This is a genomic window from Paraburkholderia haematera, from assembly GCF_905220975.1.
GTDB classification, from domain to species: Bacteria; Pseudomonadota; Gammaproteobacteria; order Burkholderiales; family Burkholderiaceae; genus Paraburkholderia; species Paraburkholderia haematera.
The window spans coordinates 60448-86443 of sequence record NZ_CAJNBK010000027.1; the positions used below are offsets into that span (position 1 = coordinate 60448).

A 25996-nucleotide genomic window follows, 5' to 3' on the forward strand; every position below is an offset into this window, starting at 1 on the left:
GAGCTTGCCCTTTACGGGGAAGCCCTTATAGTCGCCTCAGGGTGCGGTCGGGCCGTTAAGGCTACTGCGATTGCGATGGACACGCTTAATCATCGCAGAGCGCCGGGGATGGCGTTGTTACATTAAGGTGTTCGCGTTGCAGTACCAGTGCAGCAAGCCGCTGCACGATGGTTTCCAGTGGCGTCGCTGGCCCAAACACGTCGGCCACACCTCGATGCCTCAGCCATCTTGCGTGTTCATCTGGCACGATTCCGCCGACCACCACTGTGGCTCCGGCACCGCGGTCGGCCAGTTCGTCGAGCAACTGCGACACGAGCTCCCGATGTGCACCGGATAGCGACGAAACGCCGATCACGTCCGGTCGCTGCGCAACCGCCAGATCCGCAGTGCTGCTGGGAGAGCTGAACATGTCCCCCAGCGATACCTCGAAACCCGCATCGGACAGCGCGGCCGCAACCACTTTAGCACCGCGATCGTGTCCGTCCTGCCCCAGTTTCGCGATCAGCACACGTGGTTTCCGCCCGATCAACCCAGATAGCCGGCTCACTTTCTCGCACGCTGCACGCCACGCTGAATCACTCGCGCGTTCAGCACCGTAGACGTCGTGATCGGTGTCATGCAGCATGACATAACGTGGCCATGCCGCTTCGAGCGCCCGCGTACATTCACCCGCTGTCGCACGCGCGCGGACGCATTCGATCGTCAACGCCAGTAGATTCGCGGTGCCGTCACCTGCGGCACGGGTAAGCGCCTCTAACGCACGCGAAATCTTCACATCATCGCGTTGTGCTTTTACGTTGGCGATACGTCTTGCCTGCTGGGCCTGCACGCGTCGGCCGTCGATTTCCAGAGACGCAGCGGGTGCGTCCGCATCCGGTGACACAAAGCGGTTCACTCCGACCACCACCCGCTCTCCCGCATCGATGTGTGCCTGAGTTCTGGTTGCGGACTGATGAATGCGGCGATGCACCCACCCCGAGCGAATCGCAGCGAGCACCCCGCCCTGCGCTTCGATGTCGACAAGCAACGCATGTGTCCGCTTCGCCACATCGGCCGTCAACGCCTCCATCATGTAAGAGCCTGCCCACGGATCGACTACGTCACACAACCCCATCTCATGCTGCAGGATCAACTGCGTATCGCGAGCCAATCGCGCCGCCGGAGCGGACGGCAGGGACAGCGCCTCGTCATGCGCGTTAGTGTGCAGGGACTGCGTCCCACCGAATACAGCTGCCATCGCTTCGACGGTGGTACGCACAACATTGTTGTCCGGCTGACGCGCGCTCAGTGACCAGCCCGAAGTCTGACAATGCATCCGTAAGGCGCAGGCCTTGGCTGACCGGGCGCCGCACGAGGCGGCTATGTGCGACCACACGAGACGCGCTGCGCGCAACTTTGCAATCTCAACGAAAAAATCCGCGCCCACGCCGAAGAAAAAGCTAAGTCGTTCGCAAACCTCGTCGGCGCTCATACCCCGCGAGCACAGTGTCTCTACATACTTGCGCGCGTTTGCGAACGTCAGAGCGAGTTCAAGCACCGGGTCCGCACCTGCCTCCTGGAAGTGGTAACCAGATACAGACAGCGCATTGAAACGGGGCATGTGGACGGCCAGAAATTCGGCCACATCGCCCACGATCCGCAACGAGGGTTCCGGCGCGAAGATCCACGTGTTGCGCACCATGTATTCCTTCAGAATGTCATTCTGAATGGTTCCTGTCAGTTGTCCCGCCGGAACGCCGCGCTCCTCGGCGGCAACGATGAACGCAGCGAGGACCGGCAGCACCGCACCGTTTATCGTCATCGAAACCGACACCCTCTCCAGCGCAATACCCTCGAACAGACGCGCCATGTCGTCCACGGTGTCAATGGCGACGCCCGCCATCCCTACGTCGGCGAGAGCCTCGGGTTCGTCCGAGTCGTAGCCTCGCTGCGTCGGCAAGTCGAATGCAACCGAAAGGCCTTGCGCTCCCTGCTCCAGCGCAGTCCGGAACGCCAGATTCGATCCGGCGGCATCCGCATATCCCGTGTATTGGCGGATCGTCCACGGCTTTTGGGTGTACATCGATGCATACGGTCCGCGTACGAACGGCGCCTGGCCCGGCAGAGAGTCCGTGTGCACGAGGTTTTCCGCGTCGGCCGCGGTATAGAGAGGCTTCAGCGGAATGGGCCGTCGCTGGCGCTGCAGGCCGTCCTCAGAATCCTGCTCCTGAAGCGACACCGTCTTATGCAACAAGGTCGTTGAGTTCCGCGCGTTCATACCTGTCTCCAGCGCTTTTCCGTCACGACGTCCGCTATCTTCTGCCCATCGCTGCCGCGACGCACTTCGCTCCAGTGGGCAATGCCGCGCTCATCGCGCCGTTCGCCGACGACCTGCACCTCGAGCGTGTCGCCGACGTTCAGATTGCCGTAGTAGAACAGGTCGCGACTGGCGATGACAGGTGGCTCGTCGAACCGGTGCAGCTGCCACTCAGCGCGATCGACAAAAGCCTGAAAGCTCGCAAAGTACAGAAAATCCGCGCCGTTGAAGTCGTTATTGGGGCAAGGCAGAAAATCGACGGACCGGTTGGTCGACCGTACATCAGCGACGGGTGGGATGCACGCCGCCATATCGCCGGCGCGCAACTGCTTGCCCAGTTGCACCATCTGAGCCGCTTCGTCGGGCATCGTGCTAACGTCCCCGCCAAGCAACGCGAGCGTGGCGCGCGCGACCGAGCGGTTGTTACGTGCCTCGCGGCGCCGCACGAAAGTCGACGACATCGACAACGTGCTGACCGTCATGTCGCCGCGTACAATCCGATGCGTGCTGAAGTGCCGGACCGCGCCGATGCGGCACAGCTCAGTGTGGATCTGGAACGCTTCGTTCTCTTCGATTGCATTGAATACATGAGTACGCAGCCGGATCGCCGTGAATGCCGCGTACGACTTGCCACCATCGTCGTCGATGAAATCGGGCACACTTCTGCCCGTGTGTGCCGCCAGTGCTTCCCAGTGACGATGGCCGCACTCCTTGAGAAGCCAGTTTTCGGACAGGCCGGTAAAACTCAGTTGAGGCATGCCGGCGCGGTAGAGGCCATTCGACGAATGCATGACTTTATGCGGCCATGGTTTCAACACTTGCCACGGGCTGCGCACGAGCCGCACAAATCGCGTCGACGATAAACTGCGCGTCGCGGGCGACACCGGAAAAACGGCCGGATCCCCATGTGTGCAGCCACGGGAGCCCCACGAAATACAGACCGGACAACGCCGTGACGCCACGCGTGTGCGCCGGGTAGCCACGACCGCTGAACACCGGTACGTCCAGCCAGCTGAAATCAGGCGTGAACCCAATGCACCATACGATCGACGCGATGCCGCTGGCGGCCAGATCGAGTGCCGTACGCTCGCCGTCCGGGCGCCAGACCGGCTCGTAGGGTGCGCCCGGCGGCGCATCAATGCCGCTTTTCTCAATGAATCGATCGATGCTTAAGTTGATGCGGTTATACGTATCATCCGCATCATTGAGGTTCGCTTGCAGGTTCGGCGTAAATTGCAGCGCGCCGGACTGGAGGTCGTCGAGGCGTCCGTACAATTCCATGCCCTCGGCTGCAAATCGGCGCAGATCGATGTCCCGACCGCCGTCGCGTCCAGTCACATAGTGGTTGGTGTTGTCACGCACGCCTTCACGCAACGGATGCTGCTCGACGGGCATCTCGTAGTAACGCATGTCAGCAAGCCAGTCGACCACGTCGCGGCCGCGGTAGAAGCGTGCGCAGCGCGGCGCTTCGCCTACGGCCAGATACACTTTCTTGCCGGCCAGATGCAGATCTTCCGCGATCTGCGCACCGGACTGCCCGGAACCGACGACAAGCACCGCTCCGTCCGGCAACGCCTGTGGATTGCGGTATTCCGACGACTGCAACTGCACGATATGAGCCGGCAGGCGCTCGGCCATGCGTGGCACGATGGGCGTGTGATAGCCGCCCGAAGCAACGACAACGTGATCGGCCGTGAATTCCCCCTGTGACGTGCTCACCGAGTATCGCCCGTCCGCGGCGCGCTTGACGCGCTGGACCGCCGTGTGTTCGAGCACGGGCGCATCGACCTTCGCAATGAAGCCGTCCAGATACGCGACGATCTCGTCTTTTTTCATGAAGCCATGCGGATCGGAACCGCTGTACGGATGGCCGGGCAACGCACACTGCCAGTTCGGCGTCACGAGACAGAACGCGTCCCAGCGCTGGCTTCGCCACGTATGGGTGGCCGTGTGCTTTTCGAACACGAGATGATCGATGTTTGCCTGTTGCAGAAAGTAGCTAATAGACAGCCCGGCCTGCCCACCACCGACGACGAGCACGCTGTAGTGGCCACCGTCGGGCCGCGATTCATTCTGCGTGGTAAGTGTGTTCGACATGATTGGATCCTCAATGAAAAATTCGCTGACGAAACGCGGCAGCGCGGCCGTGCAGTGCGCGCGGCTGGAATCGCCTGTTTCAGCCAAGGTCGATGACCGTCACAGCTGCACCCGGCTCGTCCATGAAGCGCTCGGCATCCGCCTCGATCTTCGACAGTTGATCCATCGCCGCTGAGCAGGCGAAGCCATACTTTTCTCGTACCCGCTCCGATCCTATGTGCAGCGCCTTGCGCGACCGGTCGAGAAAGTCTTCGACGGCGTAACGTTCGCCGGGTGTGAAAAATTCGCTAACGACCGTCGACGGCGAATAGCAGTTCGCTTCGCTGCCGTCGGGCCATTGAATCCGGAAGTTCATGACTGGCATAGTTTCTCCTTAGTGCAGGGCGAGTGGCTGGGTCGCCAGCCACTGCAGGTAAATGTCGAGATGACGGCGCGCGCTCGCCGCCCATCCGAAGCGGTCCAGCAGCGCCGGCACGGCGTGAACGAAGTCCAGGCCGCCACGCGAGTCCAGTGCGCGGCTCAGCGCAGCTGCGATGGATCGCGCGTCGTCCGGCTGTGCCCAGCAGCACACGCTTGTATCCAGGTATTCGGTGAATGGCGCGATCTGCGACACGACGACAGGTTTGCCGCTCGCGAGCGCTTCCAGCACGACGAGGCCGAAACCCTCGCGCAGCGATACCATCGACACGGCATCGGCGCTACGAAAGAGCGCGGGAATGATTTCGTCCCGAACCGGCCCGGTCACGACGACCGGTTGACCATGGCCTATGGCGAATCCGTGCTGGGCGGCGCGTGTCGCAAAACGCTGACTGTAGGTGTCGTGATCGAGCAGACTCGCGCCACCGCCAATCACGAGTTGCGCATCGGGCCGTGTCTCGCGCAGCAGAGCGAACGCGTCGAGCAGCATCAGCGTGTTCTTACGCTCCTCGACGCCGCCGACTGCGAGTACGACGGGCATGCCGACAATGCCCAACTGCTGCCGCAGCGCTGTGTCGTCGGACGATGCGCGTTCGCCATAGCGGTCAAGGTCGACGCCGTTCGATACGGTCTGCGGCTCGGCCCCGAAGGTCTCGCGCATGTAAGTGGTCCAGGTATCGCTGACACACATCAAGACATCGGCGTCGTGCCAGGCACGGCGTTGCCAGCGCTCGAGTTGCGGATTGTCGAACCGGTCCAGATGATGAACCGTGCGCAAAAAGCCGCGAATGGCCCGCTCCTGCTTCAGCTCGGCGAGCGCATTGCCGCTAATACTGTCCTGCGCGTGCAGCACATCGAAGGCATTGGCGTTGTGCCGCAGCACAGCCGCCTTCAAGGCTCGGATCCGCGTGTCGACCATGGCGACGGTGCCGACCTGCGAGCCTGTCAAACGAGCGAGCACAACGCGGCAAGGAGACTCGCGAAACATCGCTTCCCCGTCAGCCGCCGGCGCGAAAATGGTCACGTCATGACCTTGCAGGTGTAGCGCACGCGCGAGTTCGAGCGTATGGACCACGCCGCCGCGCGGGTTGACCGAGTGAGTGAGCAGCGCGATGCGCAGCCTGGAGGTGTTCATCGCGAGCCCCCCGAAGGCGCGCCGATGAATGGCGCATCGCGAAAATTCCACAACGATGCCGCGTCGCCGCGTTGATGAACCACCACCTCGCGTGAGGCATCCACGCTGCCGATTGCCGCGCACGTCAGCGACCGGACGGCAAAGCGCTCGATCACTTCTTCAACGTGCTGTTCGCGGACCGACAATAAAAATCCGAAGCTTGGGAACGCACTGACCCAACGTTCGAAATCGACGCCGTCAGGGCGCGGAATCGCGTCCAGATCGATACGCGCGCCGACCTGTGAGCATTCGAGCAGCATCAACGCCGTACCGAGTGCGCCTGCCATGCTGATATCTTTCGCCGCGTCGCACAGCCCCGCTTCAGCAAGCGATGGCAACAACTCAAGATCGGCACGCAGCCTCGCAGACGGCGCGCCAACCGACGCGTTCCAGAACGGATACGGGTCTTCGAATCGGCCGCGCATATCGACGGCCATCAGAAGCCGATCGCCGGGCATGGCATCAAAGCTCGACAGCAGCGCCTGTGCGCGTCCGATGATCGCCACGGCCAGTTGCGATTGCGCGCTACGCACGTTGCTATGGCCGCCGACGATGGGCACGCCATACGCGACAGACGCGGCCGCCATACCCGCGAGCACCTGCTCAGCGCCGGCGATCCCGTCGCTCCATAGCGCGTCGACGACGGCCAGTGGCCGGCCGCCCATCGCGTAGATATCGCTGACGTTGACCATTACGCCGCTGTAGCCGGCAAACCACGGCATCGCGTCGACGAAGTCGCTTACCAACCCTTCGATCGCGAAGAGCAGGTAGCCGGCGCCGTCAGCGATGGCCGCACAGTCGTCGCCGACGGCGACAGCCTGCGCGAGATCGCCTGTGCCGCGCGGCAGCCGACTGGCCAGCGACTCGACGACACCCGCGATATCGGTCTTGTGACAAAAGCCACGGCTCGCCCGGAGCCGCTCCACTAGTGCCGCGACACTCATGACGCTCTCCGGCTCAGCGCCACGAAGCCACTCTCAGGCGTCGCGCACGGCGGATAGGCGTCGAGTTGCGCCTGCATCAGATGATGAGGCCGGCCAAACAGCATCTCCTCCTGTCGGGTTTCCCAGCGCAGGCGTCGAAAGAGCGGCACATTCTGACTCTGCACATGCGCGAGGAAAGTCTCGCAACCGAGAGCATGCGCACTACTGACTGCAAGCCGGATCAATGTCGCTCCGATCTTGCCTTGCCGCCGGAACGCAGCATGAACGGCCAGACGCGAACCGAGCCATACGCCAGGCTCCGTTTCGTGAATACGCACGGTCCCAACCACCTGCTCGGGCGTTCCGGCCACACAACTCAGTGCGACCAGCAGCCGCGCATGCTCGTCGATCTCGTCGCGGTCATCGCCGACGAAAAGGCCCTGCTCGATGCAGAACACTGCACGCCTCAGTTTGTACGCTTCGGACGCTTCCCACGGCAGCGTCGCCCATTTGACGCGGTACTCGCTTGGCGTATAAGCGACGTCTGAGGCAACCCGATCGATCGCGTCGCAGAACATGATTACACCTCGTATGACGACAGTGATGAACAAGCACCGCACTTGCCGCAGCCCGCCTTGATATCGGCCGAGCGCATGCCCGCGTCGCCAAGCATGGCCGCGAGCGGCGCCAGGACCGATCGCATAAACGCCGGCGACGGCGCCGGATGATCCTCAAGCGGTGTGCCGCTGATCGGCACGAAGGGCACAACAAACGGATAGACGCCCAGCGCGATCAGTTCGCGCGATATATCGAGAATCGCCTCTGCGCTGTCGCCCAGCCCGGCAAGAATGTAGGTGCTGACCTGAGCGCGCCCGAATACCTCGACGGCGGCCTTGAACGCCGTCATATAGCGCGCAATGGGTACGCTCGCCTTGCCGGGCATGATGCGTTCGCGCACTTCGGGCGTGACCGCTTCGAGATGCATGCCAAGCGTATCGATGCCGCTCGCCTTCATCCGCTCGAACCAGATGTCGTCATCGGGCGGTTCGCATTGCGCCTGGATCGGCAAATCGACCGCCGCCTTGATGGCGAACGCGCTATCGCAGAGAATTTGCGCGCCGCGATCCGGCGTCGCCGGCGTGCCCGTCGTCAGCACCATATGCTTGACGCCATCGAGCTGCACGGCCGCACGCGCCACCTCGGCAAGCTGCTCGGGCGTCTTGCGCGCAATCGTGCGGCCGGCCGCAAGCGACTGGCCGATCGCGCAGAACTTGCACGACTTGCGGCGGCTTTCATAGCGAATGCAGGTTTGCAGCACGGTCGTCGCCAGCACGTCCGCGCTGTGCAGTGTCGCGATGTGCGAGTACGGCACGCCGTCGCGCGTCTGCAGATCGTAGAAACGCGGCGCCTTCGGAAAGCTGATGTTCGCGATCGGAATCGTGCCGCGCGACAGCATACTGATGCCGCCCCCATCGGGCTGCGATGCGACGAACGGCGAATTCCACGCGGTGCTCGTATGCACGGGCACCATGATCGTCACGCCGTCGACCGTCACGGCCTTGTGATCGGACGGACCCGCGCCGCCGCGCCGGCTGGCGGCACCCGCGCGAGGATCGATGAGACGCAGACCTGAGGACTGCAACTCAGTCATCAATTGCCGGCTCGCTGCCGACAGGTTCTCGCTGGCGCTCATAGAAAGATCCTCCAATTGCATTGATATCGGTATCCGAATGAACCATCGAGGTGACTGGCACTGCGGGGCGGTCGTTGAGCGCGAGGCTCAGGAGCTCTGGCCGCGCGTAATGGCCGACCGAATCCATCATCCGTTTGCGCTTCGTGATCAACGACATGTCGAGATCCGCGACCACCATGCCCTCGCCTTCCGTCAGCGGTTCGGCGAGATGCTGGCCTTCAGGCGACACAATCGCCGTATGACAGCCGCCGCGCAGCGCCTTTTGCAGCTTGGGATCGGTCGTCACCGCTTCGATCTGCGCATCGGTTAGCCAGCCCGTCGAGTTGACGACAAAGCAGCCCGATTCGAGCGCGTGATGGCGGATCGTCACTTCGATCTGTTCGGCAAAGATCGGTCCGACGAGGGATCCTGGAAACTGGCTGCAATGGATCTCCTCGTGCTGTGCCATCAAGGCATACCGGGCGAGCGGGTTGTAGTGCTCCCAGCACGCGAGTGCGCCGACCCGCGCGATTCCCGTCTGCGCGACCTTCAACCCGGCGCCGTCTCCCTGCCCCCAGATCATGCGTTCGTGGAACGTCGGCGTGATCTTGCGGCGCTTCAGCACGAGGCGGCCGTCGACATCGAAGACCAGCTGCGCGTTGTACAGACTGCCGTGGTCGCGCTCGTTGATGCCGAGCACGACCACCATCCGATGCATCCGCGCCCGCTCCGCCACAGCCTGCGTGACAGGCCCCGGAACGACGACGGCCTCCTCATAAAGCCGCATGTGATCCGCGCCCGATGCCACAGGTGCGCGTACAAACGAGAAATACGGGTAGTACGGCACGAAGGTCTCGGGAAAGACGATCAGCTGCACACCCTTGCCGGCGGCTTCGTCGATGGCCGCGCAGACCTTGTCGAGGGTGCCGCCGGGGCGGTCGAAATCCGGCGAGATCTGCACGGCGGCCGCGCGAATGATGCGTTTATCGGACATGATTGGCCTCTACGCGCCTCAGACGGTCCACGTATGGATGACGAGCGCGTCCTCCTTACGATGCAAAAGCTGGATGTCGAGTACGTCGAGCGGGCTGATCGGCCGGATGCCTTCGATCAGCGACGCTTCGCCGTGGCCGTACAGCGCCTGCAGCGCGAAGCGGCACGCGTAGACCTTGCCGCCTTCTTCCATGAATTTGACAAGCTGCTTGTTGATGTTCAGATGGCCTGGGAACGCTTCGTCGCCGAGCGTCGGGAAACCACGTTGCAGACCGAGCGTGACGCCGGGACCGTAGAGCAGCACCGAAGTTTCGAAGCCCTTGCGTTGCAGGCGGGTCGCCTGCAACAGGTTGACGAAGCCAATCGAGCCTTCGAACGCGACGGTGTGGAATGTGACGAGCGCCTTCTCACCCGGCTCCGCCTTCACGTCCTCAAATACCTTTTCTTCGTAGTCGACCAGGAAATCGCCGCTTTTATGACGGGGAAGATTGACAGCAGGCATAACGCACTCCAATTGATCGCATTAGTTGAATGAAATTGCCGATCAGTCAATTTGTCGGCACTCCCCTTAATGCAACGGGTATGCCAATGATCGGCCCGAAAATGCGATCACTTTCCAATCAATCAAACTGAGATTATCCGCAGGACCCGAAAAATATTTTGCGGACCGCCATCCGGCGGGCGCTTCGCCAAAATGGGACAGCACGGCCTCGCACCAGGGAGGCGCCGTCTGTGAGCATGCGCCGCTCGCCAATGGTGCGCCCCACACCGAAACCGTGCATTGATACAATCAATGCGATAAATGTTTCATCCGAAATGCGATCGCATTTATTTTGAAGGGTGGACGCGTGGTATCGTGAATAAAGGATTCTGAAACGGTACGTGCAATGGATAGACTGACGCATCACTGGTTTAAAAGGCTCGAGGAGAGCCGCAAGCCCGCCTATCTGGTGATTCCCGATCTGATAGAAGAAGATCTCGCCAGTGGCCGTCTGCGCCCGCGCGACCGCCTGCCCGGTCTGCGCGATCTTGCGAGTTCGCTGCAATTGAATTACACGACGGTGGCGCGTGCGTATGCCGAGGCTCGCAAGCGAGGGCTCCTCGATGCACGCGCCGGCAGCGGCACGTTCGTGCGCGGCCGAACACAGACGTTACCGCTCACGGCGGGCAGCAGCGTCGAAATGTCGATGAACATGCCACCCGAACCGCCTGAGCTGGCAGCGCGTCTGCGCGAGTCCGCTGCGAGCCTGTTGCAAAGCGCCGATCCGTACCGCTTGCTGCGTTATCAGGACTTCGGCGGCACTGCGGCGGATCGCGCGGCGGGCCGTAGCTGGCTCAGGCAGGTTCTGCCGGACTGCGAGGACGACCGGATTCTGGTCTGCCCGGGCATTCATAGCGTGCTGGTCGCACTGGTGTCGCAACTCGCGCGGCCCGGCGAAACGATCTGCCTCGACGCGCTCGCGTATCCGGGCATCAAGGCGATTGCGTCCCAGTTCGGCGTGAGGCTGCAGGCACTGCCCCGCGACGATGAAGGGCCGCTGCCGCACGCGTTCGAAGCACTGTGCAAATCGGAGAAACCTGGCGCACTCTATTGCAATCCCACCTTGCAGAATCCCAGCACGCTCACGCTATCGTCGCAGCGGCGCGAAGCGCTTGCGGACGTCGCTTTACGGTATAGCGTCCCGATCATCGAGGACGACGCATACGGTATGTTGCCGCAGAACGCCCCGGTGCCACTGGCTGTCCTCGCACCCGAGCTCACCTACTATGTGACCGGCCTGTCCAAGAGCTTCGGCGCGGGTCTGCGGGTTGCCTATCTGAGCGCGCCGTCGGCGCGGCAGGCGCAGCGCGTGGCCGGTGCGCTGCGCGCGACGACCGTTATGCCCAGCCCGTTCACCGTATTGCTCGCAACGCAGTGGGTCAACGACGGCACCGCGACCGACATGCTCCGTGCGATCCGCGCCGAAGCAAACGCGAGGCAGGACATTGCGGCACAGGAACTTGCCGACTGGCAATACGACGCGAATCCCGACGGCTTTCATCTGTGGCTGAAAATCCCGTCGCAATGCGACTGGAGCGCATCGGAACTCGCCTTGCAATTGCGCAACCAGGGCATCGGCGCAGTAGCGGGTGCTGCGTTTTCCACGGACGGTAACCCGCCGAATGCGATCCGCGTGTGTCTGGGCGGACCGCAAAATCGTGACGACTGCCGTGATGCATTGCAGCGGATCGCCGACACGCTCAACGATCCGCATCATCTTCACATGCCGATGATGTGACCTTGCCACGTGTCAGCATCAGGATCGTCGATACAAACAGCGGCTCGAACCAGGCAGTAAGGCTGTGCTCTTCCCGATCACGAGCATAAGCATAAGCTGCATTAGCGCATCAGATTTGCACGCGCGCGTCCATTCAGTGGCCGGATCTCCTAACGGCCCTGGTCCCGGATTTCAACTAACGTTCGATCCAGGCCATATTTCCTGAGCTTCTGGTACAGCGTGCTCTTCGCTATACCCAGGTGCCTTGCCGCCGAGGTCAGATTCCCGCGAGAGACGGCGATCGCGCTGCGAATCGCTCCCTGCTCCGACGCTTCCATCGTGCCCCGGCCGTCGCGTGAAAAAGGCTCGTCGCATCCGGCAGGGATCGACTCGTCGCTCACGCGCAACTCCGGTGGCAGATCAGCAAGCGTAAGGCCCCCTGAGCCAGCCGTAAGGAGCATACTTTCCACTACGTTATGAAGCTCCCGGACGTTCCCCGGCCATGAATACGTGCAGAGCGCCGCAACCACTTCGTCGTCCACCGCAGGGCAAGCCCTGCCAAGCTCCGTCGCAAACTTCTGGACCAGATATTCGGTGAGGCGGCGAATGTCCCCCGGCCGGTCGCGCAGCGGCGGAATACGGATACTGGTCACCGCGACGCGATAGAAGAAGTCCATGCGAAAGCGCCCTTCTGAGACCTCCTTTCTCAAGTCACGATTGGTCGCCGCGACGAGCCGAAAGGTCACCTTCCTCGGGACGTTTTCGCCGAGCCGATAGATCTCCCCCTGTTCCAGTACGCGCAGGAAATGCGGCTGCAGATCGACCGGCATTTCGCCGATTTCGTCGAGAAACAAGGTCCCGCCATTAGCTGCTTCGATCTTGCCAAGCGCGCCCCCCCGGCGCGCACCGGTGAAGGCGCCATCGCCATAGCCGAATAGTTCGCTGGCGAGTAGTTCACGGGACAGGCCGCCGCAGTTGAGCGCAATAAAAGGCCCCTCCTTCGCCTGGCTCGCGTGATGGATTCCCTTGGCAAACAATTCCTTGCCCACACCAGTCTCGCCGAGCAACACAACCGGCGCACGCGAACGCGCGATCTGCCGGGCTTTGTCCACGGCATCGAGCAATGCCGGAGCTTCGCCCTGAATGCGTTCGAAGCCAGCCGTCGATCCCCCTTCGGCGCCGCAACCCGGTGTGCTGCTGACCCTGCGCGTAGCGCTGTGGCGTTGCTGGTACGGCACGATCAGCAAGCTACCGATGCGCCTGCCATCGTCGATCACCGGCTCGATCCAGTCGGGCTGGATCCAGTGGGGGAGATCCGTGGGTGTCACACTGGTAAGCGCAGAATCGGTGGCGAGCGCCAGGATCCGTCGTGGCCGAGCGAGCGAAAAATCACCGCCAGCTGCCGCGATCGCGGCTTCGGCATGCTCATTGACATTGATCGGATAGCCGCCATGGTCGAACACCACGGCGCCGTCGGACGCGAGCATCGCGAGGCGCGTCATGCAACGATCCAGGAGCCGATAGCGAAGTTCCATGGTCCGCGCAGCAAGACGGTTCTCGATCCGGCTCGCTGCCGTGACGACCAGCGCGAGGCTGTGACGATTGTAGGATTCGGACAGGCCGGATACGTCGATGACGCCGATAATCGTACCGTCGCGCGGGTCGCGGATCGCATTGGCCGAGCAGGTCCAGCGCTTGATGCCGGCGCAGAAGTGTTCGGCAGAATGGATCTGCACGGGCTGGCCAACCTCGATCGCTGTGCCGATCGCGTTGGTGCCGCAGATCATCTCGTTCCAGGACGCGCCGGGCAGGAGTTGAATCCCGTGCGCCGAGGCAATGGTAGCGGGGTCACCCTCGAGATTCAGGATGGTGCCGGCCGGCTCGGCAAGCGCCATCACCGTTTCGGTTTGCGCAAGAAAGTCGCGTGCGTGTGCCATCACTGGCGCACTCGCTTCGACCAGGTCTCGGTGACTGCGTTGCAACGAATACAGTAGATGTTCCTCCAGCGGCGGCGGCGCATGGCCCAGCGTGGGGTCCACCTGCCAATCGAGGCAGCGCTGCCACGATGTGTCAACGAGGTGCCGCACGACACTGTGCGGTGCTTCTCCGCCGCTCAGAAAACGTTCCCAGGCAACCATGACGACCGCTTCGTCGCCAGGGTTCGAGAACATCTGCATGGCATCCGGCATATCCATTACTTGTCTCCTTCTTCATGCCGTCTTATACCGCACCGCAATATTGCGGATGCAGCCGGCTCGTGCGAGAAGAGGGGCAAGATCGATGCCACCGCGAGAATGCCGGAAGATGACACCCAGCGCACCACCGAACGTTTGATTTCCGGACGATGGCCGCACGGGCTGCGTTCGATTTTCGAACGGTCCGGTTGAACGGCTCACCGGCGCGGACAGCCCGCTCGCTGCGGTGCATCAACCGACGCGCAAGGCTGTAACAAAGCCGCGCTGCGGCGGCGCCAATCGATGGAATGGCACCGCCCGCGGGAAGAACCGGGCGCAAGACAACTGCGCCCCGAGCCATGCGCTGCTAGTCAGCGCGCTCGGGAACCGGCAACTGCAGCCACTCCTTATAGAACGCCTCGATGTCCGGCTCGAAATCGTGAATCACCGGATACCAAGGCGTCGGTGCTTCGACGTCGTGCATGGTTCCGCAAGTCGGACAGTAATACTCGCGGTAAACCTGCCACTGGGTGTCGGGCGCCATGAGCTTCGGATAGACTTCGAGCATCGCCTCCTCTGTGTCGCGCACATAGACGTTGGCATACAGTTTCCAGTTTTCGCGGTAGTCGCAGAACTCGTGGCCGCAGTCGCATTTGACCAGCCAGTGTTTGCTTTTCGCGGCCTGCACGATATGCAGGTGCGGTCCAAGCGGCAAGACAATCTTGTCGGGCCACGAGACTTTCCCCTGCAACACGTCGAGATACTGGCTAAAGCGTTCATGATCCTTCGGCATGGACAACATGCGTACAGTCGTATCCCAGTCGAGTCGTCCATCGACCAGATTGCCGACCTGTTCTTTCGTGTAAGCAGACATTTCGCTACTCCTTGATTCGCTTCGATTTCGATATCGGGACAGATTACTCTTCGACCTGAACCACGGTGGTCACGTCGGGCAGCAGCGAAAGATCCATCCTGTACTTCGAGCCGTAGGACGGCACGTCCAGTTCTGCCTCGGTCATGTTCCAGTCGGCAGGCAGATCCCAGAACTTCCGGAAGTCGTTGAGGAATTTCTGCGACAACCCGAAGCTGGTCGCGAACATGTGACGCACCGGGCGCGACGCATGTTTGGTGAGGACGCGTTCACGCTCTTCCTTCATCCACTCCCGCGTCGGTAACGAGCGGGCAAGCCGCTCCTTGCGGATTTCGCCACGGCGCTTCAGGGTCTGTTGCGCATCGACCGTCCAGATGCCCGTTGCGTCCTGCACCAACACCGCGCCATACACCTTCTCGGCAAACTCAGGGAGCAGAAAGCCGTTGTTGAGATCCTTTGCAATGGCTTCTGTTTCCCGATCGAGCGGATCTCCAAAGCCCGGACCTCCGCGCAGGTAATTGAGGTACAGGTCATGGTTTTCGTAGCAATCCTCCGTCGTCATGCATTGCTTGTCGCGCTTGACCTTGGAAGTCGCATCGATATGCCGTTCGTAGTCCGGTGCGTCGGGATTCGCGTCGCCACCGAGCGGCAGCGAGAGCCCCTGCGCAATGCGCTCTTTCAGGCCCGTCTTGTGAGCCTCGAACCGGTAGCCGGTGGCAGACGGATAGCCGCCCATGAACCCCCAGTCGCTATTCATGTAGCCATTACCCATGAAGAACATGGTCCAGTCCTGGGCCTTCCAGACCATGCGCAGCGTTTCGAAACCACACCCGCCGCGGTACTTGCCATAGCCACCGGAATTGGCTTTGACGTTGCGCCCGAGATAGAGCAACGGTTCGGCCATCTCCCAGATCTCGATGTCGCCCATATCGCCTTCCGGGTTCCAGATCGCCGCGGCGTGATTGAGACCGTCCTTGATAGCACCGGCGCCCGTACCGCACGACGAGGCCTCGAAGCTGTTGACCGCGTGCACTTCGCCGTCCTGATTGATGCCCCCGCCTTGCAACCAGTTCGACGTATTGGCATTGCCCGCGTTGACTTCTTCCAGATAGCCGCGGCTGAAGTACGCCTGGCCCAGCCCCCGCCACATTGCGCTCCACCCCGATACCAGGAAGTGCCATGCATAGGCGTGGCCGGTACGGCGATCGTCCGGATTCATCCATGTGCCCTTGGGCAAGCGGAACTCCGTGCCGAAGTAGGCGCCGTCGTTGATGCGCTGGGTCGGCACCAGGGTCTGGGTCATCATGACCCAGATACCGCTCGTAAATGCGACGTGGTGGGCGTTATAGGTGTGCCATCCCCAGCGGCTCGCGCCTTCGAAATCCAGCCGCCATGTGGCGTCGGGCCGGATCGTCATTTCCACCGGCGAGTGCATGATGGTGTCGATCTTGGCAAAGGCCGAGGGCGTCTGGATATCCTCGTGCGCATAGGGCACATCCACAAAGGCGACCTTGCGGTATTTGCCAGGCAGCGTCATTGCCTTGATGCGGCTTTGCAAGCCACGCCGGCCCTCTTCGATGACCTCATAGCTGAACTTCTCGTAGGCTTCCAGCCCCTCGGTGGCGATGATCTCTTCCACCATGTCGCGGATCATGTGGCAACCGGCGATCCGCGTGCGCTCGTCCAGGATCCAGTACTTCGGCGTGCGCACCGAGCGCTGGCTTTCATGAAGCCAGTCGCGCAGCGGCTGGTCGTTCACGCCCGTCTTGCGGCAGGTGATCTGGTAGCCGTCGCCGAAACGCTGGACCTGCCCCGTCGACATGGAGCCCGGCGTCACCGCACCGGTGTCGATCACGTGCGTCACTCCGCCCACCCAACCGATTAGCTTGCCGGCCCAGAAGATCGGCACGATCGTCGCAATGTCGCAAGGATGGACATTGCCGATCGAGCAGTCGTTATTGGTGAACATGTCCCCCGGATTGATGCCCGGATTGTCCTCCCAGTTGTTCTCGATCATGTACTTGATCGCGGCGCCCATCGTGCCGACGTGAATGATGATGCCGGTAGAGGTCAGCACACAGTCGCCCACCGCGTTATACAACGTGAAGCACAGTTCCCCTTCCTGCTCCACAATCGGCGACGCAGCGATCTTCTTTGCGGTTTCACGAGCGTGCACGAGACCGCCGCGAATCTTGGAGAACAGCTTCTCGTAGCCAATCGGGTCCTTCTCGCGCAACTCGAGTCGGGCGAGCCCGTTGTAATGGCCCGTTTTACTGGTGCGCGCCATGATCTCGGCACGGAACGCTTTCAGGGTCTTGCCGTTGGCCAGCAGATCGGCCTGGCCGAGTTCCTTGGATGACATGAGGTTCATTTTCGTCTCCTTACTTCACTTCTTGCAGGTGGAACAGCCGATGCTTGTCGAGCGTGGTTTCGAAACCATCGGGCACGACGAAGGTGGTGGATGCAGACTCGATGATGGCCGGCCCGACAATGTGGTTACCCGCCATAAGCGACTCCATCTGCCAGATTTCGGCTTCGACCCACTTCTTGTGGCGATAGAACGGGCGCTTGCCCAGATAAGCGGACTTGGGCGGCGTTTCCCCCGCTTCCGGATCCTCAGGCAGCACGGGTTTCTGCGTTGCTACAAGGCCGCGCATGATCGCGCCGGTGGCGCTGAAGCCCAGCTCCGGTGAGCGGGCGGAACTCGCGTACACCCTTGAGTAGGTTTCTTCGAACGCGTCGGTGATCTTCTTCCAGTCCGCGGCAGTGGCAGCACCGCTGATCGGCGAAGTAATCTCCAGATCGTTCAGTTGTCCCATGTACTGCATCCGGTAGCCGGGCAGCAGGGTGATGTCTTCCAGCTTGAAGCCGTTGATGACGAACTCCTCGACGACCTTGTCGGCCAGTTCCTTCCACGCCTCCTGGATGACCGAGCAAGCCGCCGTTTTCTGCTCGTCAGGCGCGTCTGGCGCGACCGCGATATCCACGCTCTTGTCGTAGCGGTACTCGAAGTCGGCGCAGGCACAACCGAAGGCAGAAAATCCGGCCGCCCATGCCGGCACGATCACGTCCTTGAAGCCGAGACCTTCCGTATAGCCGTAGGTATGCACCGGCCCTGCGCCGCCGTACGAGAAGCACACAAAGTCTGTGGGGTTGTAGCCCTTCGCGCTGATGTTGGCGCGCAGGTACTCGTGCAGACTGAGATCGAGCAGTTCGATCACGCCCGCCGCGGCATCTTCCACGGAGAGGCCAAGCGGATCGGCGATCTGAGCCTTGATGTGTTGCCGTGCGCGTTCGACGTCGAGCTTGATGGCTCCGCCGAGAAAGTTGTGGGGGTTGAGATAACCCAGCACCACATGGCAATCAGACACTGACACCGTATCAAGCCCGCTTTCGGGCCAGCACGTACCGACGCGATAGCCCGCACTGTCCGGCCCGAGCTTGATGGAACCGCTATAGGGATCGAGCCGTACAAAGCTGCCGGCACCTGCGCCTACAGAATCCATCGCCACCAGTGGCAGCGACAGCACGAGCCGGGCCATGTCAGGATCGGAGGCGATCGCAAAGTTGCCTTTGGTGATCAGCGCCATGTCGAAACTGGTGCCTCCGATATCGCTGCATGCGATGTTCTCGTAGCCGAGTCTTTCGCCGAGCAGCCGCGAGCCGATGACGCCCCCGATCGGACCGGAGACAATCGTGCGTGCGAGTTCCTTGGCCTTCCAGCTGATCGTCCCACCGTGCGTGGCCATCACCCGCAGATCAAACCTGGCACCGTGCTTCCTGAAGCGGTCGCTGACCTTCTGCAGCGTCTGCCGTGACGGTTCAGCCGCGTACGCTTCGAGAATGGTCGTATTCGTGCGATGGCTTTCCTTGCGCGACGGGTAGTAGTCGACTGAGGCAAAGACCGGGATGTCCGAGCCGATTTTCTTCAGTTCGTCACGACAGATATCACGAGCGCGTTTTTCACTCGACTCATTCTTGTGCGACTGCAGGAGACAAATGGCGATCGCCTTCGATCCGGCGTTCACGAGTTCCCGAGTTGCCTTACGCACTTCTTCTTCGCGCAGGGGAATCACGATTTCGCCCTGAACATCGGTGCGTTCGGTCACGCCCCGGGTGCGCAAAAGCGGGACCAGCGGTTCGTCGTAGCGGTGGGTGTTAAGGTGAATGCGTTCTTCCAGCGCGTAGCCGAGATAACTCTGGATGGCCCGCCCCATTGAGTGAATCTGTTCGAAGCCTCGATTGCAGATAAGCCCCACATCCAGGCCCTTGCGCTGAACGACGCGATTGAGCATCGCCGTTCCGGAATAGACGCAGGTCACCAGCTCGGGATACACCTCGTCGACCTCACGGTTCCACTGGGCCAGTGCATCATGCGACGACTCCAGAATCGCCAACGATTCATCCGCCGGATTGCTTTGGGCTTTACCAACCACGAACCGGCCATCCGAGCGCACGAAGAAGGTATCGGTCATCGTGCCGCCGGCATCAATGCCCAGTACCTGGACGTGTGAAAGTTGCTGTTCCATTAGTGTCTCCAGCTCTCCTTGATTGAACATCGCCTCGACGGGGAGGCGCGATGTGAAGCGAGTGTTGCGGTTCGCTTCGGAGGAACTAAAGGCAAGGGACATGCCACTGACTGCCGAATCGGCGCCTTATCGGCAAGCTACTGAATGGATTGGCTTTTCGGGGAAATACCGGCGCGCTCGCGGTGAACGGGACGTTCGCGCAACGACCGGTTTCTGAACGGTCGGCCGTCTGGAGAGCGGTATTCGAACGCAGGTCTGACGGGGAGCGTGACGTGCGGGAAGTCGACCAGCTTCAATGTCACCGGCTGACACGCCGGGTAATTCCAAGGTCGTGCGCCAACGCATACTTCCTGATCTTCTGATAGAGCGTGCTTTTCGCTATGCCAAGCTGCGCAGCCGCCTGGGTCAGGTTGCCCTGACTTTGCTGGATCGCAAAACGAATCGACTCTGCTTCTGCCATTTCCAGCGAGCGGACCTTTTGCCGCGCAAGTGCAGACAGCCCAGAGGACGCCGTATCTCGAACGCCCTTAGGGGAAACGGCCAAGGCGCCGATTTCTGGCGGCAGCTCGGCGACTGTAACGATTCCGTCGCGGGCCATGAGTACCGCGCCCTCGATTGCATTTCGCAACTCACGAACGTTACCGGGCCAGGTGTAGTTCAGCAGGCATTCATACGCCACGTCGTCGAAGACGGCATGGGTTATGCCGTACCGTTCGCGCGAGACACTCAACCAGTGCTCGATCATCTCGGGCAAATCCGTCTTGCGTTCGCGCAGCGGCGGTATCGAGATATTCGTGACGGCCAGCCGGTAATACAGATCCATGCGGAATTTACCGTCAGCGACGTCCGCACGCAGGTCGCGATGCGTGGCGGCGATCAGGCGCAAGCTGACCTTGCGAGGCGCATTCTCGCCCAGCCGGTATATCTCCCCTTCCTCCAGCACACGCAGCAGATGCGGCTGGATGTCGAGTGGCATTTCGCCGATCTCATCGAGGAACAGTGTGCCGTGATTCGCCGCTTCGATTTTCCCCGTCATGCCTGACCTGCGTGCGCCGGTGAACGCACCTTCGGCATAACCAAACAGCTCACTGCTCAACAAATCGCGGGACAAGCCACCGCAGTTCAGCGCGACGAAGGGACCGCCTGCCCTCGAACTGGCCTGGTGAATGCCTTGCGCAAACAACTCCTTGCCAACGCCGGTTTCGCCGAGCAGCAGTACCGGGACCGAGGCTTTGGCCAACTGCTGCGCCTTCTGGATGGCCGTGCGCAGCGCAGAGCTCGTGCCGACAATGCGAGAGAACGCCGCGGCAGGCGTGGACTCGGCGACCGGCATCGCCCCAAGTACCGCATCAGACAACGAAGCGGCGCGCCGACTGGCAGCCGGCGCAATCAACATGAAGCCGAGCGTGTCGGCGCCTTCAGTGACGCGTTCAATGCGTACGAGGCGCAACCACGCCGGCGATTGCGGCGACATGGAGCCAGCGGCAATCCTGGCGATGTCCGGGATCGGAAAAGCGTTGTCCAGTGCGCCCGATACGCCAAGCCGAGCAAAGGCGGCTGACGCCTGCGGGTTGGCTCTGACTAGACGTCCGGACTCGTCCACCACCACGACGCCGTCGGTACGACCGGAGCAGTAAGCCATGCAACGCTCCATCAGGCGCAGACGGCGCTCCATTGCGAACTTCCCGAGCCGGCTTTCGATACGTCCAGCCATCGAGACGATAAACGCCAGGCTATGCTGGCTGTAGGTTTGCGCAAGCCCCGAGACATCCAGTACGCCGAGTACGCTGCCGTCGAGCGGATCGCGGATCACCGTAGCCGAGCATGTCCACTGCTTGATACCCGCGCAGAAATGCTCCGAACCATGGATCTGCACCGGTTGCCGCAAAGCGAGGGCGGTGCCGATCGCGTTGGTGCCACAACTAAGCTCGGCCCAGTTACAACCAGGTATCAACCGTACCTCGCCGGCGGGTTCAACGATGCGCGTATCGCCGGCCAGTTCGAGGATCATGCCGTCCGGATCCGCGAGCAACAGAATGGTCCCCGTCTGCGAAAGGAATTCGCGTGTCTGCTGGATAAGCGGCACGCTGGCATGCATCAGGCGGTCGTTCCTGACACGCAAGTCGAACAGAGCCCCTTCGTCCAGGGGCAACGGGGCGCCTGCCGTATCGGGAGCCACCCGGCCATCAAGGCAGCGATGCCAGGAATCGTCAACGACCCCGCGCAGGGTACCAGAGGGCGGCTTGTCACCTTGAATCAAACGCTCCCACGCCGCCATGACGCTGGCGTCGCGGTCCGGACTGGAAAACCAGTCCATTGGCGTGCCTGTCTCTTGCATGCTGTCTCCGTGTGAGCACGAGTACCTCACTCGATCAGAGGGTTCGCCTTGCCTAATGGCGTTTTCCTTTTTGCCCGTGACGGCAATGGCCGCAGTCGACATCCCGGCGCCCTCGGCGCGCGTTGCGAGCGCCGACGCGCGTTCGGCGGTTCGAACGAAGCGGTTTCGAACGCCCCACCGTCAGGCGCAGGCCGCGGCGCGATCGGACCCCGTCGGTCGGACCACGCCTTGACGCCGCAATCGTGCCCATCAACGATCGATTACGACGCAATCGCCACGCAGCCGCGCCCCCCGTCTGAATTCTATGCCCGAAATACAGCACCGTCCGAAAATCGAACGCTCTGGGCAACTGACACCCGTTAAAACGCCAACCAATTGACAAAAACATCTATTAAATCAATGTCTTGATCTCACCGCGGCGATACTGGCATGGCCCATGCATCTAGCTGGGCGAGGGCGAGCCGCAAGACTGTTTCAGCGCTCGGTTTCGTAGCAGAAAAGCGCTCGCCATCTGCGCGATGAAACAGAGGTCGAAGGAGAAGACGATGAACACCAGTCAGCGGTCCCTGCGTTTGCTGGTCGAAAAGTGGCTGGCGCCCACTCCTGCGATCCCGGCACACGTCACGCGGTTTAGTCGCATGGGTACGAATCAGAGGCGCTATGTGCGCGTCGAAGCGCTACATCCGACCGGCTTGCTGGCGTTTTTTTTCTTCAGACACGATGACGGTTCGTGGTGTGTATTCCCGCCCGTCACGGAAAGGCCGACCATGAGAGTGTGATCGGCTTTAGGAGATCCTGACCGAAATTGAGGCGAGTATTTTGACGGTTTCCGACGGTGACCAAAATCTGGAAGCAGACGATTTACCGGGTTCTGCCGCGCTAAGGCGCCAAGCTAGAATTCACGTTCGACTATGAATGAAGAACGCGATGGGCAAGACGAAGAAGACGCCGCGGGCAACGTTGCCACTGGGTATCGGTAAGGTTCTCAAGCGAAAGCACTATCCGTTGGACGTGATTTTGCTATGTGCGCGCTGGTATGTGGCTTACTCGCTGAGTCTGCGCAACCTCGAGGAAATGATAGCCGAACGGGGTTTCGAGTTCGATCACTCGAGCGCGCACCGCTGGGTGATCAAGCTCGTGCCGTTGAGAAGGCGATTGACCAGAACGGTGAGCCCGAAACGATTACCGTGGACAAGAGCGGTGCCAATCTGGCCGCGCTCGAAGCGCTCAACGCCGGGCGGCAGACGCCGATCAGGATCCGGCAGAACAAATACCTGAACAACATCGTCGAGCAGGACCATCGTGCCATCAAACGCATCATCAAACCGATGATGGGATTCAAGGATTTTCGTTGCGCCCGCATCCTGTTGAGCGGCCTCGAACTCGTGCACATGATCGCCAATGGCCAAATGGAGGAACAAGGCATCGGATGCACTCGTGCCGAGTAGTTCCACTCCCTGGCGGCATAAGTAGACCTCACTATACTGCTCGCCATTATCGCGACAAAACCGCTTGGCGGGGGGCCGAGAGCCCGGTAAATTTGTTGGCGTCAAACCATTGAGTTGATTGCGCCCGCCCCCCGGCCATCCCGATGCAGCGAACCCTGAGACGCCTAGGCCATGAGCCGACAATAGTCTGGTGCCTGCACGCGGGCAACCATGGAATTGACGTGTACTCCTTTGGACATTGGCCTGGCACCGGCGATTTTCTGGAGCTCAAATGAGCCAGGGGCGACCGCCAGAACACCGGCACTCGCCTTGATCCCGATGGGTGACTGGTGCGGATCAGTTCCGTAGCCAGACGACGAGAAGCCGGACGCGTCATCAAGCTTCGCATCACCAGGATGGGCTAAAACGATTCTACAACGCTGCAAGGCCTGACCCTTGAGGGGATAGATATATCCCTTTATTCTGGCCTTTCAATGGGTGACGACTTTATAGTCGCAACGTTGACGTCTTTAATGCGTTCTACGATATCGGACTGCTTATGCGCGCGCGCGTCCTCTATCGGACGCCAATGCCACTCGCGTGCTTCTGGCCGAATCTGGATACACCACAGGGGGTCTGGAGGGTAGGATTATCCTTTGCGGCGACTTCCACCACGTGCCGTGCGGTCAGAATCAGACTATGGCCATCGAAAAACCCGGTGCCGATAATTTGCCCGCTCAGGCCGCCGTCCACTGACCTAACAATCGGCAGCACGGCGGCGGCGGCGTTGACGGGTACACCGTTCATCAGCGCGGTGAAGCGCCTCGTCGGCGCGATACCGTTTTGCGTTGTCCGCTTCTTACCTTCGCGACGTCCTGGCCTACCCATCTTCTTTTCCGAGGTTTAGTAGCCTGATCCGCCAATCAGCAGATACGGAGCAGAGACGCCGGTCGGGGCGGATGCGTTATCGTCGCGCTCAACAATGGACAGATGACGGTCGGTCAAATCTTCATCTTCGGGCACCTGATATCCCGCCGTGCAGACAACATCGACATCGCCGTACTGCGCACGAAATCCTTCCTACTGTGCAATCACTTCAGAAATCTTCACGTCAGGTCACCTTTTCCGCTTTACTTGATTAACCGCAAGCCAGCCGACTTGGCGGCTTTCGCGTCGAACGTCGCTGTGTACTCACAATGTGCGTCATGACAAGTGCGCTCGATCAGGCAGTCCGCGAAATCGGCCTTCGAGGAAGTAAACACGCGAAAGGCTTTCCAGACCGTTTCGGCAGCTTCGACGCTCAACTCCTTAGTTCGGAGAAGGCCCTCAACCACCTTTGCAATCTGGTCACGATCGGCGGCATACAGGCTGGAAAGAACCCACACGACTTCGACTAGGGCAACCTGCGTTACGTAACCGGGTTCGTCAACCGTCAGCGATTCAATCAGCGCACTTGCCTTAGGCGATTGCGCTGCATCATCTTGAGCGATGTAGCGGACTAGCACGTTTGTATCAAGACCGATCATTAAGCACCGGCTCCGCGTGCGGCGATGGCAGCATTCATATCTTCAATGGACACAGGCTTGGCCGGCTTCCCCACAAGCCCCTTGAGCGATTCCACGGATTTTGTTGCCGGCACTAACTCGTAGCGACCGGTGGTCTCGTTAAGGACGAATTCGATTCTGTCGCCGGTTCCCAACCCCAAATCGCTTCGAATGCCGACCGGGATCGTGACCTGCCCCTTCGACGTAATTGTCGCGGATGCCATCATACCCTCCTTGATTTCACAATTCCTTACTTTAAGGTAAGGCAAACAGAAAATCAAGGTCTAGATGCGGGTTCTTGATCTCCCTGTCCAGCTATATCGGCCGCTCGAGCACAAACTTCAGTGCACAGCGAGCCTCGCTGTGACAGGGCATCAATCCCAGTCGTCATCGAAAGCGGCCATAGCTTCACGCCGCTCGCGCGCGGACACTTCCAGCTAAGGCTAGACATGATCCAGATGCGAATGGCCGATCCGCCACTGCACGGTGTCAAGCGAGTGGCCCTGTGCTACCAGACGGCTCGCAAACGTCCTACGTCCACTGTGGCTACGATGCCGGCACCGAGGCCCGCGGCACGGTACAGACTTGTGATATAGCTTTGGAGGCTGCCGGCCGCGAGGTATTCGACCGCCTCACCATCGAAGTTAGCCCGCCGCTTAACGCTCAACTCGAATGCGCCGCCCTTCTGCGTGAGAATCAGGCGCGTGTAGGGCGTGAGACCGCGATACTCCTTGCGATCCAAGGCAACTCCCGCACCGCGCTGGTAGCGCCATTCAATATAGCGTTCGAAGGCGGCAATCGTGCGCGCGTCCGACAGGTAAATACATCGTGGGCGGCAGCCTTTTGTGATCGAACCTCGCAAGCTGACTTCTTCGCGTCTTGCCCCGGATCTGGCGAGCACATCGCAGACTTCAACGCGCGCGATTTCTGTGACTCGCGTACCGTATGTTATGCCGAGTAGCAATATCAGCGTGTCGCGTACGGGGAATCGGCTGGTTGCTTCCGTGACGCGTAGCAGATGGCGAAATTTGGCGGACGTAAGGACTTTAGCGCGTTTGGGTTCCATGTTTCCTGTCTCGGAATACGCTCGAAAATCGAGCCGGTTACGAGAGAAAAAACGCTGGACGCTCCTTTCCAGTCTAACGCAGACGAATGGGGGGGCAGGATTCCGTGCATGTATGGACCCGACGCGCTTTGCAAGCTCTTTATGATGATTGGAAATGGTCTGCATGCATGTATCCGGCTTGCTCGTGGGCATTTGCCGAAGCACGCCCGCAGCCTTG

General features: G+C 61.0%; 20 protein-coding genes and 1 pseudogene. 3 read left to right on the forward strand and 18 right to left on the reverse strand.

Annotated features, from left to right (window positions below; genetic code table 11):
• Positions 1-85: 85 nt before the first annotated feature.
• From scpA to KHO23_RS29760, 10 genes are all read right to left on the reverse strand, one after another.
• Complete coding sequence (gene scpA, locus KHO23_RS29715; RefSeq protein ID WP_211615842.1) at positions 86-2257, reverse strand: methylmalonyl-CoA mutase; 2172 nt, start codon at positions 2255-2257, stop codon at positions 86-88.
• Positions 2254-3087: a Pnap_2097 family protein gene (locus KHO23_RS29720; protein ID WP_211615844.1), complete on the reverse strand. Its 834-nt coding sequence runs from the start codon at positions 3085-3087 to the stop codon at positions 2254-2256. The genes scpA and KHO23_RS29720 overlap by 4 nt, the downstream gene beginning before the upstream one ends.
• Positions 3088-3091: 4 nt before the next feature.
• On the reverse strand, positions 3092-4393 hold the full coding sequence (locus KHO23_RS29725) for an MSMEG_0569 family flavin-dependent oxidoreductase (RefSeq protein WP_211615846.1): 1302 nt from the start codon (positions 4391-4393) through the stop codon (positions 3092-3094).
• Between the two features lie 79 nt (positions 4394-4472).
• On the reverse strand, positions 4473-4757 hold the full coding sequence (locus KHO23_RS29730; RefSeq protein WP_211615848.1) for an MSMEG_0570 family nitrogen starvation response protein: 285 nt from the start codon (positions 4755-4757) through the stop codon (positions 4473-4475).
• A 9-nt stretch (positions 4758-4766) separates the two neighbouring features.
• The gene (locus KHO23_RS29735; protein WP_211615850.1) at positions 4767-5945 is read right to left on the reverse strand and encodes an MSMEG_0565 family glycosyltransferase; all 1179 of its coding nucleotides are present in this window, start codon (positions 5943-5945) and stop codon (positions 4767-4769) included.
• The gene (locus tag KHO23_RS29740; RefSeq protein ID WP_211615852.1) at positions 5942-6928 is read right to left on the reverse strand and encodes a sll0787 family AIR synthase-like protein; all 987 of its coding nucleotides are present in this window, start codon (positions 6926-6928) and stop codon (positions 5942-5944) included. Before KHO23_RS29740 ends, KHO23_RS29735 begins: the two co-directional genes overlap by 4 nt.
• Positions 6925-7485, reverse strand: coding sequence for an MSMEG_0567/Sll0786 family nitrogen starvation N-acetyltransferase (locus KHO23_RS29745; RefSeq protein ID WP_211615854.1), 561 nt, complete (start codon positions 7483-7485; stop codon positions 6925-6927). The genes KHO23_RS29740 and KHO23_RS29745 overlap by 4 nt, the downstream gene beginning before the upstream one ends.
• Positions 7486-7487: 2 nt before the next feature.
• Entirely contained in the window at positions 7488-8558 is a 1071-nt protein-coding gene (locus KHO23_RS29750) for an MSMEG_0568 family radical SAM protein (RefSeq protein ID WP_211615880.1), read from the reverse strand.
• Positions 8551-9573 (reverse strand): Nit6803 family nitrilase, encoded by a 1023-nt coding sequence (locus KHO23_RS29755; RefSeq protein ID WP_211615856.1) that lies wholly within the window; start codon positions 9571-9573, stop codon positions 8551-8553. Before KHO23_RS29755 ends, KHO23_RS29750 begins: the two co-directional genes overlap by 8 nt.
• Positions 9574-9591: 18 nt before the next feature.
• Complete coding sequence (locus KHO23_RS29760; protein ID WP_211615858.1) at positions 9592-10074, reverse strand: MSMEG_0572/Sll0783 family nitrogen starvation response protein; 483 nt, start codon at positions 10072-10074, stop codon at positions 9592-9594.
• A gap of 385 nt (positions 10075-10459) precedes the next feature.
• Here KHO23_RS29760 and KHO23_RS29765 point away from each other — a divergent pair, with 385 nt between their 5' ends.
• Positions 10460-11851, forward strand: coding sequence for an aminotransferase-like domain-containing protein (locus KHO23_RS29765; RefSeq protein ID WP_211615860.1), 1392 nt, complete (start codon positions 10460-10462; stop codon positions 11849-11851).
• A gap of 149 nt (positions 11852-12000) precedes the next feature.
• On the opposite strand, the gene KHO23_RS29770 is transcribed toward KHO23_RS29765, so the two are convergent.
• From KHO23_RS29770 to KHO23_RS29790, 5 genes are all read right to left on the reverse strand, one after another.
• Positions 12001-14025 carry a sigma-54-dependent Fis family transcriptional regulator gene (locus KHO23_RS29770; RefSeq protein ID WP_236067041.1) on the reverse strand — a complete coding sequence of 675 codons (2025 nt, stop codon included), beginning with the start codon at positions 14023-14025 and terminating at the stop codon, positions 12001-12003.
• 346 nt (positions 14026-14371) lie between these two features.
• On the reverse strand, positions 14372-14878 hold the full coding sequence (locus KHO23_RS29775; protein ID WP_211615861.1) for an acetone carboxylase subunit gamma: 507 nt from the start codon (positions 14876-14878) through the stop codon (positions 14372-14374).
• A gap of 43 nt (positions 14879-14921) precedes the next feature.
• Positions 14922-17246: a hydantoinase B/oxoprolinase family protein gene (locus KHO23_RS29780; protein ID WP_211615863.1), complete on the reverse strand. Its 2325-nt coding sequence runs from the start codon at positions 17244-17246 to the stop codon at positions 14922-14924.
• A 10-nt stretch (positions 17247-17256) separates the two neighbouring features.
• Positions 17257-19404, reverse strand: a complete 2148-nt coding sequence (locus KHO23_RS29785) for a hydantoinase/oxoprolinase family protein (protein ID WP_211615884.1) — start codon at positions 19402-19404, stop codon at positions 17257-17259.
• Positions 19405-19702: 298 nt separating this feature from the next.
• Entirely contained in the window at positions 19703-21742 is a 2040-nt protein-coding gene (locus KHO23_RS29790) for a sigma-54-dependent Fis family transcriptional regulator (RefSeq protein ID WP_236067042.1), read from the reverse strand.
• Between the two features lie 545 nt (positions 21743-22287).
• Between KHO23_RS29790 and KHO23_RS29795 the strand changes: the two genes are divergently transcribed.
• Complete coding sequence (locus KHO23_RS29795) at positions 22288-22521, forward strand: hypothetical protein (protein ID WP_211615866.1); 234 nt, start codon at positions 22288-22290, stop codon at positions 22519-22521.
• Positions 22522-22669: 148 nt separating this feature from the next.
• Positions 22670-23190: pseudogene (locus tag KHO23_RS29800) on the forward strand (IS6 family transposase).
• 1109 nt (positions 23191-24299) lie between these two features.
• Here KHO23_RS29800 and KHO23_RS29805 read toward each other — a convergent pair.
• From KHO23_RS29805 to KHO23_RS29815, 3 genes are all read right to left on the reverse strand, one after another.
• Entirely contained in the window at positions 24300-24695 is a 396-nt protein-coding gene (locus KHO23_RS29805; protein WP_211615868.1) for a PIN domain-containing protein, read from the reverse strand.
• Positions 24695-24937 carry an AbrB/MazE/SpoVT family DNA-binding domain-containing protein gene (locus KHO23_RS29810; RefSeq protein ID WP_211615888.1) on the reverse strand — a complete coding sequence of 81 codons (243 nt, stop codon included), beginning with the start codon at positions 24935-24937 and terminating at the stop codon, positions 24695-24697. Before KHO23_RS29810 ends, KHO23_RS29805 begins: the two co-directional genes overlap by 1 nt.
• A 284-nt stretch (positions 24938-25221) precedes the next feature.
• A partial coding sequence (locus KHO23_RS29815) for a site-specific integrase (RefSeq protein WP_236067043.1) occupies positions 25222-25996 on the reverse strand: 775 nt, incomplete at its 5' end.

Excerpts from the sequence above, each read along its gene's own strand:
- KHO23_RS29755 (WP_211615856.1), bottom strand. The coding sequence starts at position 9,573 with ATGTCCGATAAACGCATCATTCGCGCGGCCGCCGTGCAGATCTCGCCG.
- KHO23_RS29795 (WP_211615866.1), top strand. The coding sequence starts at position 22,288 with ATGAACACCAGTCAGCGGTCCCTGCGTTTGCTGGTCGAAAAGTGGCTG.
- KHO23_RS29725 (WP_211615846.1), bottom strand. The coding sequence starts at position 4,393 with ATGTCGAACACACTTACCACGCAGAATGAATCGCGGCCCGACGGTGGC.
- KHO23_RS29720 (WP_211615844.1), bottom strand. The coding sequence starts at position 3,087 with ATGCATTCGTCGAATGGCCTCTACCGCGCCGGCATGCCTCAACTGAGT.
- KHO23_RS29775 (WP_211615861.1), bottom strand. The coding sequence starts at position 14,878 with ATGTCTGCTTACACGAAAGAACAGGTCGGCAATCTGGTCGATGGACGA.
- KHO23_RS29785 (WP_211615884.1), bottom strand. The coding sequence starts at position 19,404 with ATGGAACAGCAACTTTCACACGTCCAGGTACTGGGCATTGATGCCGGC.
- KHO23_RS29810 (WP_211615888.1), bottom strand. The coding sequence starts at position 24,937 with ATGGCATCCGCGACAATTACGTCGAAGGGGCAGGTCACGATCCCGGTC.
- KHO23_RS29730 (WP_211615848.1), bottom strand. The coding sequence starts at position 4,757 with ATGCCAGTCATGAACTTCCGGATTCAATGGCCCGACGGCAGCGAAGCG.
- KHO23_RS29780 (WP_211615863.1), bottom strand. The coding sequence starts at position 17,246 with ATGAACCTCATGTCATCCAAGGAACTCGGCCAGGCCGATCTGCTGGCC.
- KHO23_RS29765 (WP_211615860.1), top strand. The coding sequence starts at position 10,460 with ATGGATAGACTGACGCATCACTGGTTTAAAAGGCTCGAGGAGAGCCGC.
- KHO23_RS29740 (WP_211615852.1), bottom strand. The coding sequence starts at position 6,928 with ATGAGTGTCGCGGCACTAGTGGAGCGGCTCCGGGCGAGCCGTGGCTTT.
- KHO23_RS29760 (WP_211615858.1), bottom strand. The coding sequence starts at position 10,074 with ATGCCTGCTGTCAATCTTCCCCGTCATAAAAGCGGCGATTTCCTGGTC.
- KHO23_RS29735 (WP_211615850.1), bottom strand. The coding sequence starts at position 5,945 with ATGAACACCTCCAGGCTGCGCATCGCGCTGCTCACTCACTCGGTCAAC.
- scpA (WP_211615842.1), bottom strand. The coding sequence starts at position 2,257 with ATGAACGCGCGGAACTCAACGACCTTGTTGCATAAGACGGTGTCGCTT.
- KHO23_RS29790 (WP_236067042.1), bottom strand. The coding sequence starts at position 21,742 with ATGCAAGAGACAGGCACGCCAATGGACTGGTTTTCCAGTCCGGACCGC.
- KHO23_RS29805 (WP_211615868.1), bottom strand. The coding sequence starts at position 24,695 with ATGATCGGTCTTGATACAAACGTGCTAGTCCGCTACATCGCTCAAGAT.
- KHO23_RS29745 (WP_211615854.1), bottom strand. The coding sequence starts at position 7,485 with ATGTTCTGCGACGCGATCGATCGGGTTGCCTCAGACGTCGCTTATACG.
- KHO23_RS29770 (WP_236067041.1), bottom strand. The coding sequence starts at position 14,025 with ATGGATATGCCGGATGCCATGCAGATGTTCTCGAACCCTGGCGACGAA.
- KHO23_RS29750 (WP_211615880.1), bottom strand. The coding sequence starts at position 8,558 with ATGACTGAGTTGCAGTCCTCAGGTCTGCGTCTCATCGATCCTCGCGCG.